General features: G+C 37.8%; 13 protein-coding genes. 9 read left to right on the forward strand and 4 right to left on the reverse strand.

The window, feature by feature from the left end; translation table 11 throughout:
* The first annotated feature begins 49 nt into the window (after nt 1–49).
* The 7 genes from MWJ95_RS16145 (at nt 50) to MWJ95_RS16175 (ending at nt 6,451) form a co-directional block, all read left to right on the forward strand.
* Nucleotides 50–625 (forward strand): YdcF family protein, encoded by a 576-nt coding sequence (locus MWJ95_RS16145; RefSeq protein ID WP_249106725.1) that lies wholly within the window; start codon nt 50–52, stop codon nt 623–625.
* Nucleotides 626–699: 74 nt separating this feature from the next.
* Nucleotides 700–2,397, forward strand: a complete 1,698-nt coding sequence (locus tag MWJ95_RS16150; RefSeq protein ID WP_249106727.1) for a M3 family oligoendopeptidase — start codon at nt 700–702, stop codon at nt 2,395–2,397.
* Between the two features lie 235 nt (nt 2,398–2,632).
* Complete coding sequence (locus MWJ95_RS16155) at nt 2,633–3,721, forward strand: AI-2E family transporter (protein WP_249074784.1); 1,089 nt, start codon at nt 2,633–2,635, stop codon at nt 3,719–3,721.
* An 11-nt stretch (nt 3,722–3,732) separates the two neighbouring features.
* Complete coding sequence (locus tag MWJ95_RS16160) at nt 3,733–4,356, forward strand: NUDIX hydrolase (RefSeq protein WP_249074783.1); 624 nt, start codon at nt 3,733–3,735, stop codon at nt 4,354–4,356.
* Between the two features lie 786 nt (nt 4,357–5,142).
* Entirely contained in the window at nt 5,143–5,607 is a 465-nt protein-coding gene (locus tag MWJ95_RS16165; protein WP_249074782.1) for a P-loop NTPase family protein, read from the forward strand.
* 22 nt (nt 5,608–5,629) lie between these two features.
* On the forward strand, nt 5,630–5,821 hold the full coding sequence (locus MWJ95_RS16170) for a hypothetical protein (protein WP_197143811.1): 192 nt from the start codon (nt 5,630–5,632) through the stop codon (nt 5,819–5,821).
* 18 nt (nt 5,822–5,839) lie between these two features.
* Nucleotides 5,840–6,451, forward strand: a complete 612-nt coding sequence (locus MWJ95_RS16175; protein ID WP_249106729.1) for an alpha/beta hydrolase — start codon at nt 5,840–5,842, stop codon at nt 6,449–6,451.
* A gap of 52 nt (nt 6,452–6,503) precedes the next feature.
* Here the strand turns inward: MWJ95_RS16175 and MWJ95_RS16180 are convergent, their stop codons facing one another.
* From MWJ95_RS16180 to MWJ95_RS16190, 3 genes are all read right to left on the reverse strand, one after another.
* Nucleotides 6,504–8,615: an MMPL family transporter gene (locus MWJ95_RS16180; RefSeq protein WP_249074780.1), complete on the reverse strand. Its 2,112-nt coding sequence runs from the start codon at nt 8,613–8,615 to the stop codon at nt 6,504–6,506.
* Nucleotides 8,616–8,727: 112 nt separating this feature from the next.
* Nucleotides 8,728–9,744, reverse strand: a complete 1,017-nt coding sequence (locus tag MWJ95_RS16185) for an inorganic phosphate transporter (RefSeq protein WP_249074779.1) — start codon at nt 9,742–9,744, stop codon at nt 8,728–8,730.
* Nucleotides 9,745–9,764: 20 nt separating this feature from the next.
* Entirely contained in the window at nt 9,765–10,385 is a 621-nt protein-coding gene (locus tag MWJ95_RS16190) for a DUF47 domain-containing protein (RefSeq protein ID WP_249074778.1), read from the reverse strand.
* A gap of 618 nt (nt 10,386–11,003) precedes the next feature.
* Between MWJ95_RS16190 and MWJ95_RS16195 the strand changes: the two genes are divergently transcribed.
* Entirely contained in the window at nt 11,004–11,690 is a 687-nt protein-coding gene (locus MWJ95_RS16195) for an ABC transporter ATP-binding protein (RefSeq protein WP_249074777.1), read from the forward strand.
* Between the two features lies 1 nt (nt 11,691).
* Nucleotides 11,692–13,008 carry an ABC transporter permease gene (locus tag MWJ95_RS16200; protein ID WP_249074776.1) on the forward strand — a complete coding sequence of 439 codons (1,317 nt, stop codon included), beginning with the start codon at nt 11,692–11,694 and terminating at the stop codon, nt 13,006–13,008.
* A 199-nt stretch (nt 13,009–13,207) separates the two neighbouring features.
* Here the strand turns inward: MWJ95_RS16200 and MWJ95_RS16205 are convergent, their stop codons facing one another.
* Nucleotides 13,208–14,368 (reverse strand): class I SAM-dependent methyltransferase, encoded by a 1,161-nt coding sequence (locus MWJ95_RS16205; protein ID WP_249074775.1) that lies wholly within the window; start codon nt 14,366–14,368, stop codon nt 13,208–13,210.
* Nucleotides 14,369–14,455 lie beyond the last annotated feature (87 nt).

Consider the following 14,455-nt stretch of genomic DNA (forward strand, 5'->3'; position numbering starts at 1 on the left):
ATCCTTTTTCTTTACCTTACGTTAATAATTGGTAAAGGGGAGGTAAATCATGAAGAAATGGGTAACGAGGTTAGGGGTTATACTACTTGCTATGAGCTTTGTTGTTTATATTTGGCTCGGTGAGGAGATTAGACAAGGTGTCCAGCCAGCTGCAGATGGAACAGCTGCATACATGATTGTCCTGGGGGCAAAGGTAAAGCCGGGTGGAATTCCATCGCTTTCTTTGCAAAATAGATTAGAGGAGGCTGTAAAGTATTTAAAAAAGTATCCTCATGTAAAAGTAATTGTATCAGGTGGAAAAGGGGAAGACGAGGATCGTACTGAGGCTTCTGTAATGCTTAAATACCTACAGGACAATGGCATTGAGACTGATAGAATAGTAGTAGAAGACCAATCTACTTCGACTTATGAGAACTTATTATTTTCTAAAGAACTTTTACCTAAGGAAATGAAGAAAATTACGATTCTCTCTAATGATTTTCATTTAAAGCGTGCAAAATTTTTAGCTGAATCTTTAGGTTTTGAAGTAGATGTCGTTGCGGCAAAAACGCCAAAATCGGTGGAATTGAAGTTAACGCTACGGGAAAAGGCAGCATTATTAAAAACATATATATTTGGCTATTAATTTATTTCTTAATAATATAGATTTGGCATATAATAGAAACATAACGGGGTATATGACAGAAAGAGGGGATTTCTATGAAAACGTTTAAAGACTATGCGTACAGCCGTCCGAATATCGAGGCAATGAAGGAGCAACAATTATCTTTAATTGACCAATTTAAAAATGCACAAACGATGGACGAGCAAAGTGAAATAATTGAGAAATTAAACGAATTGAGTAATGACTATGCTACGATGGCGAACTTAGTGTACATTCGTGCTTCTATCGATACTAATGATGAGTTTTATCATGCAGAACGCGATTATTTTGACGAGGTTGGGCCAGAGTTGGAAGAGGTAACAACAGAATATTATAAAGCACTCATCGCTTCACCATTCCGTGAGCAGTTAGAAGAAAAATGGGGTCAGCAATTATTTGATTTAGCGACGTATCAAATTAAGGGCTTTTCACCTGTAGTCATTGATCTAATGCAAAAGGAGAACAAGCTTGTTTCAGAATATAATAAACTAGTTGCCTCAGCGCAAATTGACTTTAATGGTGAAACATTAACGCTTGCTCAGCTTGGCCCATATGCAGAGTCTACTGATCGTGAAATGCGTAAGGCAGCAACGGATGCACGTTTTGGCTTTTTTGCCGAGCATGAAGGGGAATTTGATCGACTATATGATGAACTTGTGAAGGTGCGTCATGAAATGTGCGTTAAATTAGGTTATAAAAACTATGTTGAGCTTGGTTATATTCGTATGAATCGCATTGATTATAATGCAGATATGGTAAAGAAATTCCGTGACCAAGTTCGTGATTTAATCGTACCGATTGCAACCAAATTATATGAACGTCAGGCAAAGCGTATTGGTATATCTGATTTTAAGTTCTATGATGAAGCATTCAACTTTGTAACAGGAAATGCTACACCAAAAGGCGATCCGGAATGGATTGTTGCGAACGGTAAAAAAATGTATGAAGAGTTATCACCAGAGACTGGTGAATTCTTCAACTTTATGATTGACCATGAATTAATGGACTTAGTGGCAAAGAAAGGAAAAGAGAGTGGTGGTTATTGTACGTTTATCGAAAACTATCATTCACCATTCATCTTCTCGAACTTTAATGGTACTTCCGGCGATATCGACGTGTTAACACATGAAGCAGGGCATGCTTTCCAAGTCTATTCAAGTCGGAACATTGGAATCCCGGAATATTTATGGCCAACATATGAATCTTGTGAAATTCATTCGATGAGTATGGAATTTTTCACATGGCCATGGATGGAGCTATTCTTTAAGGAAGATACAGAAAAATATAAATTCACACATTTAAGTAGTGGTTTATTATTCCTTCCTTACGGTGTTGCAGTGGATGAGTTCCAGCATGTAATCTATGAAAATCCGAATATGACACCAGCAGAGCGTAAAGCTGCGTGGAAAAAAATTGAGGAGACATATTTACCACACCGTGACTATGATCATAACAGCTATTTAGAAGCTGGCGGTATATGGCAACGTCAAGCTCATATTTATTCAAGTCCGTTCTATTATATCGATTACACATTAGCGCAAATTTGTGCATTCCAATTCTGGAAACGTTCGCGTGAAGAATTTGAAGCTGCCTGGAAGGACTATATTCATTTATGTGGTTTAGGGGGTTCAATGTCCTTTACGAAGCTTGTAAAAGAAGCAGGCTTAATTTCGCCATTTGAGGACGGTTGTGTTGAATCGGTTATTGGTGATATTGAAGATTACTTAAATTCAATAGAAGATACAAAATTATAAACTATTATATTCTATTACATTAGCGAAAATTTGCGACACTCCTGTGGAAGGCAAGCTGTGTGAGCCTCTTCAGATGCTTTAGCATTTGAGGGCTCAAGGGATTGCCTGTTGGAGGGTTGCGAATTTTTTTAGTTTCAAAAACTCTTTTATTTTGTCGATAGCTAATAGGATACTTGCGAAATGGTGAATATATAAGTAGTATTTTCAGTAACTGTGATAAAAGGAAGTGAAGAAAGTGACGAGGAAAGTTTGGTTTCAAGTAGGGGTAGGGATTTTACTTGCACTACTAGTTATTAAATATTTTATAGAGATTCATTGGATTTTTTCGCCGCTAGTGATTATTTTAAAGGCTATTTTTGTACCTTTATTGCTTGGCGGTGTGTTGTATTATGTTACGGAGCCGATTCAAAGGTTTTTAGAGAAGCGTAAATTTCCGAGATGGGCAAGTATATTAACGATAGTCATTGGACTAATAGCGCTTGTTGGTGGCTTTGGTTGGATTGTTGGTAATCCGATTGCCGTGCAGGTAAATAATTTAGTGAAAAATGTACCACAGATTAGTGCTGGTATTCAAGATGCAGCTGATTATGTGTTTAAAATGTTTAAAAACAAGGATAACTTCCCGCCACAGTTAAAAGATTTTATCGACAATATGGCAAATTCTACGCAGCATATTGCCGTTGTGGCAAGTAAGGGGCTAGTTTCATTTTTACAATCAGTTGTATCAGTATCTTTATTAGCTATTTTAATTCCATTTTTCTTTATTTTTATGTTGAAGGATCATGAAAAATTTGCACCATCGATTTATAAATATTTCAGTGGTGAACGTCGAGAATGGGTGAAAAAGACGTTAAGTGAAATTGACGATGTTTTACGTAGCTATATTCAAGGACAGCTGCAAATTAGTTTTTTACTAGCGCTCATTATGTATGTCGGGTATTTAATTATAGGTCTAGAATATTCGTTGCTACTCGTTATATTTGCTTTCTTTATGAATATGATTCCGTTTATTGGACCTTGGATCGCCTTTACACCAGCACTAATCGTGGCTGTTGTTCAGGATCCAGTGTTAGTCATATGGGTGTCAGTAGTCACACTCGTGGCACAGCAAATTGATAGTAACTTTATAACGCCTAATGTAATGGGGAAAAGTCTAGATATACATCCGTTAACAGTTATTACAGTTATTTTAGCAGCAGGTAATATTGCAGGCTTTATCGGTATTATCATTGCTGTACCATTTTATGCAGTATTGAAAGTGATCGCATCCAATATTTATGATGAACGTAATGTCATTAAGAAAAAGGCTACGAAGTCAGTTTAGGAGTCGAAAAAATGGAACAAGAAATTGTGAAAGTTTTTAATGAACAGCATGAACAGATTGGGACAGCAACGAGAGCAGAGGTACATCAAAAAGGACTATGGCATGAAACATTCCACTGTTGGCTTGTCAATGAGGACTATATTTATTTCCAAATCCGTAGTGCTCAAAAAAAGGACTACCCTGGCTTGCTCGACATTACAGCAGCGGGGCACCTATTAGCCATAGAGACAGTAGAATCGGGAATTCGTGAAGTGAAGGAAGAGTTAGGGCTCGATGTCGATGTACACGATGTTGTTAAAATGGGCATGACATCTTGTAGTATTGTTTCAGAAAACATGATTGACAATGAATTTTGTCATGTTTTTATTTATCCATTCAAACACGATTGGGAATCATTCGAACTGCAGTATGAGGAAGTGTCAGGGGTAGTTCGTGCAAAGCTTGACGAAGCAGAGGCATTCTTTTTAGGAGAAACAGCTACTTTGAATATTGAAGGCTATGAATATTTCCCTGATGGTCAACGGGTGAAAATTGTACGCCCGGTAAGTACAGCACAATTCGTCCCTTACCGTGAACTATACGTTGCACATGTTATACAGTTTGCAAAAGATAAAATATTTAATAAAACGTTATGAATTGTGGAGGGTGACTGAAAAGCACGCCATAAGAATTCAAAGATAAAATCCGCTTCGCTTTCTGTGGACAAGGTATGAGCCATATCGGTGTGCTCTTGCTTTTTCCACAGGGAGTTTTAAGCGGATTTTTTTACTTTATAGGGAAAATGATTAGGCTCTGATTTCTTGTCTCATCATCAATTTTGTTAAAGAGTATGTCATGTATATAAGTTGTGTCCTACCTTGAATGTTTTCTGTAGCGAAAGCGAAGCGTCAGCTACAAAGCGTCCAGTCGGAACGGAAATCAACTCTGCGTTATAGTGCTGTAATTTTCTAATTTGGGTCTCTCATCGTAATTTAGGGATGACATTTTGTTAAAACATATGCTACGCAAATAAGTTGATTGGAGTGGAGATTGGGCGACTCCTCGGGGATTAGCGATAGAGGAACGAAGGCTAAAAACATCACATCAATATAACGCCTGCTACGTTATATTGATGTGATTTTCTATTTTGGGTCTCTCGTCTTAATTTAGGGATGACATTTTGTTAAAACGTATGCTATGCGAATAAGTTGATTAGAGTGGAGACTGGGCGACTCCTTGGGGATTAGCGTCACAGATGAGACCCTGCAGCGAAGCGAAGCGGCTCATCGGACGCCCCCAGGAAAGCGCCCAGTCGGAACGGAAATCAATCCACACGTTATGGACATCAAACTTTACTTTTAGTACTATCTATTTTACTTCAATATAACAGGAAGAATAAGTTATACTAAAAGAGATATTGAATAGAAAAGGAGCATTTTTATATGCTAACATTTGAACAAAAGCAAGCAATCATCGACTCATTTCCTGAACTGACAAAGAAGGAAATTTCATTAAAACGCTTAAATTATCACTTTATGGATAGCCTTTACGAAAAGACCATTGTTGTGGAAAAGCTACACCCAAATGGCAACGGCTTCGTCTTTGTTGGTGATTTATTGCGCTATGAGGAAGAAGCAAATGATAAAGGTCTAGTCAATATTCGTGACTATGATGAACAACAACTTCGCGAAATTATTGAAGATGCCATTCAATATTTATCAGAAGAAGTAGAGGAGCAAGGGCCAATCGAAGAGATATGGCAAAATCGTGAGGGTGCTCAATTAATGCTAGCCTTTGAACAACGTTCATGGAATGTTTATCATGGTGACAATTTAGAGGAAGCCTTTGGTACACATGATGCTGCGAAAGAATATTTACTTGAAGAAGGTTTTCGTAAAAAGAAATAAGTAATTCGGGGGATACTAACGAATGAATGGGAAAAAATTAGTGGGAATAGTTATTGTTGTTGTTCTAGCTGCTTGTTTATTTTCAGTATTTACGATCACAAAATTTTATAAAGATCATAAGGAACAGCCAAATAGTGAAAATCGAGAAATTAATAAGTCAAAGAGCTTGAATTTAATTTTGCCACAGGCTACAATTATCTCGAATTCAAGATAATTGAGAGGTGGACTGTCAATGCAGCACGTTTTTTACAAAGGAACAGATGAAACAAAACCAACTTTTTTACTGTTACATGGTACGGGTGGAAATGAACAAAGCTTAATTGGTCTTGCGAAGGAAATTGATGAGACAGCAAGCATTTTAAGTGTCCGTGGAAATGTACTCGAAAATGGTATGCCACGCTTTTTCCGTCGTTTAGCGGAAGGTGTTTTTGATATAGAGGATTTAATTTTCCGCACGAAGGAATTAAATGACTTTTTATTAGAGGCAGCACAGCAGTATGGCTTTGACCGTAATCGAGTGGTTGCTATCGGCTATTCTAATGGCGCGAATATTGCTGCTAGCCTATTATTCCATTATGAGGATGCTTTAGCAGGTGCAATACTGCATCATCCGATGGTACCTAGACGTGATATTAAATTGCCTACACTTTCTTCAATCCCTGTCTTTATCGGTGCTGGAACGAATGATCCAATGTGTACTGCTCAGGAATCTGAAGAATTAGAGGGGCTTTTAACGTCAGCTGGGGCCGATGTGACAACTGCATGGTTTAATTACGGTCATCAGCTAACAATGCCTGAGGTAGAAGCTGCAAAAGAATGGTACGAACGTATTTATTCAAAATAAGGGAAAATCCGCAACCTTTGAGTGAAGAGCTCACGGGAGGTTGCGGATTTTTTTATTTTTGCTTCTTCGCGAAGGGAAGCCACCAATTCCAGTCCCCAAAGAGCTTCATAAGACTTGGAACGAGCATGAGACGAATAATCGTTGCGTCAAGGGCGACTGCAATAGCGATACCAACCCCAATTTGCTTCACAGGCATCACATCTGTAAAAGCGAACGCCCCTGTTATTACAATCATAATAAGCGCTGCTGACGTAATGATACGACTTGTAGAGGTTAGACCATCAATCGTAGCACGTGTATTATCCGCGCCTTTTTGATATTCCTCTTGAATGCGTGATATTAAAAAGACTTCATAATCCATACTTAAGCCGAATACAAGACAAAATACAATTACCGGGATAATAAGGACAATGGTACCGGCTTCAATCCCAAAATGTCCGTATTGGAAAATATAGACGAGAATACCGAAAGCAGATGAAAGTCCAATGATATTCATAATAATCGCTTTCAGTGGAATTAAAATAGAGCGGAAAGCGAGCATTAAAATTAAGAAAGTAGAAATGATAATAACGGATACGGCCAAGACAATTTTATTGGCAATTTCATCGAAAATTTCTTGATTGAATTTCGCATGACCTCCGAGAGCAAAGTTGACACCTAAATCCTTATCTTTCCATGTTCGAGCGAATTGTTGAGCAGTACTTGATGAACCAGCTGCATCCAATGTAATTGGGATAAAGAGTTGTTTATCTTTAGAAAATGTATTTAGTATTGGTTTTAATTGTTCTGCCGCTTGAGGGATTTTCAAAGAAGCCGTCAGTTCCTCAGGGGACTTAATGTTAGCCGTCGTATAAATGGTTGATACATGACTCACTAAAGGGTCATCAAGTAATTGTTCTTGAATATTAAAAATAAGCTCTCTTGCCTTACGATCTTCCCAGCCTTCCTTACGTTCTGCTAATAAATATAAAGTTGAGGTATCACCAAGTCCAAACGTTTCGTCTAACTGATCATAAGCAGCACGAGCATCATATTTTGTCGGTAATGAATCCACTTGAGGAATGGTAAGTTTAATATCCTTCAATGGAATCATACCAATACCTAGTAAAAGTAATGCCACAATGACGATGGCAACTGGATGTTTCATGACAAAACCAGCAAAGCCACGCCAACGATTTGCTCCAGCAGGTTTTACACGTAAAACTCGCCATTTATCTAGGCGATCTCCTAATAGCATCATTGTAGCAGGTAGCAATGTTAAACCAGAAAGCACTGCAAGGAATACAACAATTGCGCCTCCTAGAGCGATATTGTGGAAAATTTCGACGTCAATGACAATCATGGCGCCTAAGCCGATCATGACACAAGCAGCAGAAAAGATGATAGAACGGCCAGCTGTCTGTATCGCCGTTTGAATTGCTTGTACAATGGATGTGTGGGCACGTTCTTCGCGATACCGGTTTATAAACAACAAGGCAAAATCAATGCTTAATGCAAGTCCAAGCATGGGCACGATATTTAACACAAAAATTGATAAATTTATATTACCGCTAAATAAAGTCAAAATTCCAAACGCAGTACCAACAGTAACAATGCCGATAATGATAGGTAAGATGGAGGCTACGACAGTACCGAAAGCAAGTAATAGCACTATGATAGCGATTGGTAAGCCTATTGCTTCCGCTGATGCTAAATCCTTTTGACTGGCTGTATTGATGTCTGCTGAAATAACAGGCCCGCCTGTAATGTTCACACCGTCATCCTCTATTAATGAGCGGATGTCTTTCACAACATCAGGTAGACCATCAACATTATTTTTAATATGAACCATTGCATAAGCTATACCATTCTTTTGTAAAGAAGCGTCATTAAGTGGTGACTGGACTGAATGAATCTCCTTAACTTTTTCTAATTTTTTTAATGTATCTTGAATTTTCTTATCGTCAGCTGGATTGAAGACGACCAAAATTGTATCGGAAGGCAAATCAAATGTTTTTGCAAGCTCATTTGTTACATAGGTGTGATCGCCTTTAACAAAAAAACCATCTCCGTGAAGCTTACTTGGGAGTTGTATGGCAAACATAGCCATGGTAATAAAAATGACGAACCATAAGGTTACGATAGCTTTTGCGTGGGTTGTAATAAAAGATGAAAAATTTTTCATAGTAGGTACTATCCTCCTTTTAAAGATAGTGTAAAGGATGTGGCACATTTTGTCGTGTGACAATGCAAAAACTCCTGTCCCAAATAAGGAACAGGAGTCTTAGTATGCGAAGTTAAAAGAATAACGATAATAAAAAGTAAATAATAGCTGCCATAACTGCAGATATTGGCATTGTAATAACCCAAGTAGTGACAATTTTACGGGCCATACCCCAGTTTACACCACGTACACGTTGTGCAGAGCCAACACCCATGATAGAGGAAGAAATAACGTGTGTTGTGGATACTGGTAGGTGAATTAATGTAGCACCGAAGATTACGGATGCAGATGCTAAATCTGCTGCAACTCCGTTTACAGGGCGAATTTTCATGATTTTACCGCCGACTGTTTTAATAATTTTATAGCCTCCGATAGAAGTACCAAGCCCCATTGCAGTTGCTGCTGCAGCTCGTACCCAGAATGGAATTTCATCTCCTGAATGCAAACCACCTGCGATTAACGCCATCGTCATAATTCCCATTGCTTTTTGGGCATCATTAGTACCGTGTGTAAAAGATTGAATGGCGGCAGTGAAAATTTGCATCGTCCGGAAACCTTTATTCGTACGATATAAATTTAAGTTTTTAAACCATAATTTAAACAGTGTCATCATAATAAAGCCAGCGCAAATCGCAAGGATTGGTGAAAGCACTAAGGCCATAATGATTTTAGTGAAACCGCCATAGTTTAGCACTCCGAAGCCAGCAGATGCAATTGCTGCACCAGCGATGGACCCAATCAGAGTGTGGGAAGAACTCGATGGAATACCAAAATACCATGTTAGTAAGTTCCAAATAATAGCGGAGATTAATGCTGCTAAAATAACGACTGAGCCTGTCGTGTCTCCTTCAAAGGCATTTAAAGAGAATGGATCGACAATGTCTTTTGTTAGAGCCTTTGCAACTCCAACGAAGGTAATCGCTCCGATAAAGTTCATCGTTGCAGCCATCATGATAGCTACACGGGGTTTCAATGCTCTAGTGGAAACTGAAGTTGCAATAGCATTTGCTGTATCATGGAAGCCATTGATAAAGTCAAATGTTAGGGCAAAGATAACGACCAGTACGGTTAATATAATGATTGTGTTCATTGTAAGTGCCCATCTCCTAATTACGCGTTACGCATGATAATTGTTTCCATAGTATTTGCAACGTTTTGACAATGATCAGCGATATCTTCAAGTTGTTCATATATATCTTTATATTTAATAAGTCGAATTGGATCTTTTTCATTTAAAAACAGTTGTTTAATGGACGAACGTTGAACTTCATCACATTCACGCTCGTAATCTTTAATAAGAATTGAGTGTGGGCGCATGCCAATTAGATTCTTTTTCTTTAACTCTTCTGTTGCTTTTACAATTTCATCAGCACTTTTTGAAATATAGCCTAAGAAAGTACGCATGGATTCATCAACCTCAGTTAGAGAGAACATTTCAAAATGAGCGATACAATGCTCCGTACCATCTAATACGTCGTCCATACGAATGGCAAATTCTAAAATGTCTTCGCGTTCGATAGGTGTCATAAATGATTTGTTTAGCATCACGATTAGTTCATGAATGAGCTTATCACCAGCTGTTTCGTAATTTTTCATCGTAATGCTAATCTCTTTTAGGTCAGCTACACTGTTAATACGAAAATCATTTGCGTAATGTACGGCCTCTCTCATATTTTCAGCAATTTTATGTAAAGCTATAAAGAAAGGGTCTTGTTTTTTTGAGTTAAGCATGTAAATCGAATCCTCCTGGATATAAATAAATTGGCCTCTAAACTTTACTATCATAACAAAATCTTTAATTTATCTACACAAAATTCTTCAATTCTACAGAAAACTTTACAATCCTGTAATATACAATTTGCTCACAAAATAATAATGGAACCTCTGTGTTTGTTTTTATTAATACAGAAAAATGCTTTAAATATAGGTTTTATAGAGATTTCTACTTTCTGTTTACTACAAAAGAATACTATGGAGACATAAAATTTTGAATAACTTATATGTCAGAATTGTAAAGGGAATGTAAAGGAATCATTTTGCGCATAGTTTTCCCTTTTCTTAAGAATATCTTCATTTTTATCCTTCAACTTTATTAAGAATTCTTTACTACAATGGAGAAAGAATGGCTCATCATCATAAGTTTAGGATGATATTTGTTAAAAACATATCCATATATGGAAGTTGATTGGAGTGGAGACTGGGCGACTCCTTGGGGATTAGCGTCACAGATGAGACCCTGGAGCGAGCAGCGCGAGTGAAGCGGCTCATCGGACGCCCCCAGTCGGAACGGAAATCAACCCACGTTATGGTGATGAATCTAGAGAATGTGAAAGGGGCGTTTATTTAACAATGATTCAAGTCGAAAATTTACAACATACATTTTTAATCGGAAAGAAAGGCAAGGAAAAGCATGTTCCAGTATTAAAAGGTGTCAACTTTGAGGTGAAAAAAGGAGAGATTGTCGCGATTGTAGGTAAAAGTGGCTCCGGTAAATCAACCTTATTACAAATATTAGCTGGATTTATGAAATCTGAACAAGGATCTATTAAGGTAAACGGAATGGAAACAGCGCATCTCACTGAAGCAGAAAGTGCAGCTTTTCGTTTACAACAGTTCGGATTTATCTTTCAAAACTTCCAACTGATGCCAGGCTTAACGGCGTTTGAAAACATTGAACTACCATTGAAGTTACAGGGTATCAGGAAAGCTATGCGTACTGAAAAAGTGAAAAAATTAATGGACAAGGTTGGTTTAACAGATGTAGCAGACCATTACCCAAATGAATTATCGGGTGGTCAGCAACAGCGTGTTAGTATTGCAAGAGCTCTAATTACAAATCCACCTATCTTGTTGGCAGATGAGCCGACAGGAAGTCTTGACTCGGAAACGGAGCAAGATATATTGCTGCTCATTCAAAGCCTAAACCGTGAGCTTGGTTTAACATTTGTCATTATCACGCACGACGAGGAAGTAGCAACAATAGCACATCGACGTTTTCGCATGTACGATGGGGAACTTGTAAAGGAGGAAGCATAGTATGTTATTTAAAGATCAACTAGATTTTGTTACACAGCATATAAAGAAAAATAAATTACGTGTGTTTATGACGGTGCTGGCCGCAACTATGGGCTGTGCATTTTTGATTGTCCTCGCATCAGTTGGGTTTGGGCTTCAGGATTCCATACGCAATGAAATATTATCGGATGAAAAAGTTACGAAAATTCAAGTGCATGGTAATGATCAATTTACAGAGGAACAAATCAATGAAATAAAAAATATAGAACATGTGGAAACAATACTTGAAACGATTACTGTTAATGCATCAGCCCATTCATTTTTTGAGGATCGTGATACAGACTCTGAATTATACGTTGCGAATATGCATAATTTTGAGCAAGTAAACGGCAAGCTTGAGAAAGGGAAGTATCCAACAAAGCCAAACGAAATTATTGTAGGTTATCATTTTGCTCAATCATTAGTAAATGATGCTGAGCGCAAAATTATTGAAGAAAAAAATAAAAAAGCTGAAGCGGAAGGCACTTTTTATAATGGTAGTGAGGAAGGTTATAAGGACTCATTAATTGGTAAAGAGATCGAGTTAGCATTAATGCCACGTATTGATGGGGCAAAAGAAACAAAGAAAACGAAATATACGATTGTCGGTGTGATGAAGAAGCCATCTTATGATTGGATGATTAATAATTCTATTTATATGGACACAGAGCAAAAGCCAATGCTAGCTACAACTTTAGCAGCAACAGATGTTAAAGAGGATGACATGTTTTATTCAGAGTTTAATATTTTTGCTGATAGCATGGAAAATGTAAAACCGATATTAGACAAACTAAAAGACAAAGGCTATAGTGTTTTTTCTGTAACGGAGCAATTGGATCAAATGAATGTATTTTTCCTAGTTTTAAAAATCGGTTTAATATTTGTAGGGACAATTGCTGTCTTGATCGCGTCGATTGGCATTTTCAATACTATGACGATGGCTGTTACAGAGCGTACTCGTGAAATTGGTGTTTTAAAGGCGATTGGAGCGAGTCCGAAACTTATTCAACGCTTGTTCTTAATGGAAAGTACGTTCATTGGTATTATTGGGACTTTGATAGCCGTGGCTATTTCTTATGTTATTAGCTTTGTAGCAAATGCTACATTGCCTTTAATTTTAGAAGCAGCAACAGGTGAAGATGCGTTTAGTAAAAATGACATTATATTTTCACTTATTCCTTGGCAGCTTGTTCTTATTGCATCAGCGATTAGTATTGGTGTAGCGATGATTTCAGGCTATCGTCCAGCACGAAAAGCCACAAAAATCGATGTTATTCAAGCATTACGACAAGAACTGTAATAGAAAGGGTGGTCCAGAAGTATTGGACCACCTTTTTAATTTGATTAAGCAAATTCAGAAATACCCGCGAAAGGAGGGTGAATACCCGCGCTATGCGATGAAATACCCGCGGAAGGAGAGCGAATACCCGCGCAACGCAATGAAATACCCGCGGAAGGAGGGCGAATACCCGCGCAACGCTCACAAATATCGCGGCATTTTATAGGTAAGCTTGTAACTCATTCGCTAAAAATGGCTTGGCATTTAGTAACTTTAAAAACGCATCATAGTTAGAGCGCTGTTCAGAGTTTGGTTTTTTTCCTGTTCGATAGGCTCGTATTAAAATGTTTTTTGGTGTGTTTTCCATATCTATAAACTCTAGCAATTGTGCCTCATAGCCAACAAGTGATAAAATTTCTGCTCTGATGGCATCTGTTGCGAGCGCTGCAAAACGTTCGCGTACGAGACCGTGTTGAAGCATGATATCAAGTGCTGGTGTGTTAAGCTGGCGATTTAGCTCATGCTGGCAACAAGGGACACTTAAAATAACACTTGCTCCCCATTTCACAGCGCGCGCTAATGCCATATCAGTGGCAACATCACAGGCGTGGAGAGTTACCACCATGTCCACGGCAGACTCATCATTATAATCATTAATATCTCCTACTAGAAATTCGAGTTGATCATAGCCTAAATCCTGTGCGATTTGTGAGCATTCCTCAATGACTTCCTTCTTTAAATCCAAACCAGTGACACGAATGTCTAAGCCTTTTTCGATTTTTAAATAATGGTACAAGGCGAATGTTAAATAGGATTTGCCTGAACCGAAATCTAAAATACGAACCTGACGATCCTTTGGTAAGTGGGTTAAAGCATCGTCAATAAATTCAATGAAACGGTTGATTTGCTTAAACTTATCGTATTTTTGTTTTTTTATTTTTCCTTCTTCTGTTTGTACCCCAAGACGAATTAAAAATGGGTAGGGCTTATCCTCAGCCAGTAAATAGTTCTTCTTGCGATTATGAGCTAAATTGACTTGCTTTGGCGTTGAGGATTTATCGGATTTCCACAGTACTTTGTTCTTTTTTGATAGCTGCACTTGTACTTTTTCATCAATGAAATCAACATGAGCTTGACGGTAATCGTTAAAAATTGCTTCTAGCTTCTCAGGGAAACTTTCTAATAGAACATTTTCGTGTTTTAAAATACGTTCAAATTGATATTCAACTTGTATATGGTAAGCATCCTTAAGTAATAAAGGTTTTAGCTTTATACGTTTTACTTCGTTTGATTTCATACGTGGTTGACTGATTGTAGCAGTAACGAGTTGTTGTTGTAAAATCCGCTCCATAAGCTGAGCTTTCATTTCTTCAAATGTCATACATTTCGCCTTCTTTATCGTGTTATAGATGGCACTAGTTTAACACACTTTATGAAGTCCGATGCTATTATAAATTTTAGACATCAC

This window comes from Lysinibacillus sp. Bpr_S20 (assembly GCF_023337835.1).
In the GTDB taxonomy this organism is placed as follows: Bacteria; Bacillota; Bacilli; order Bacillales_A; family Planococcaceae; genus Lysinibacillus.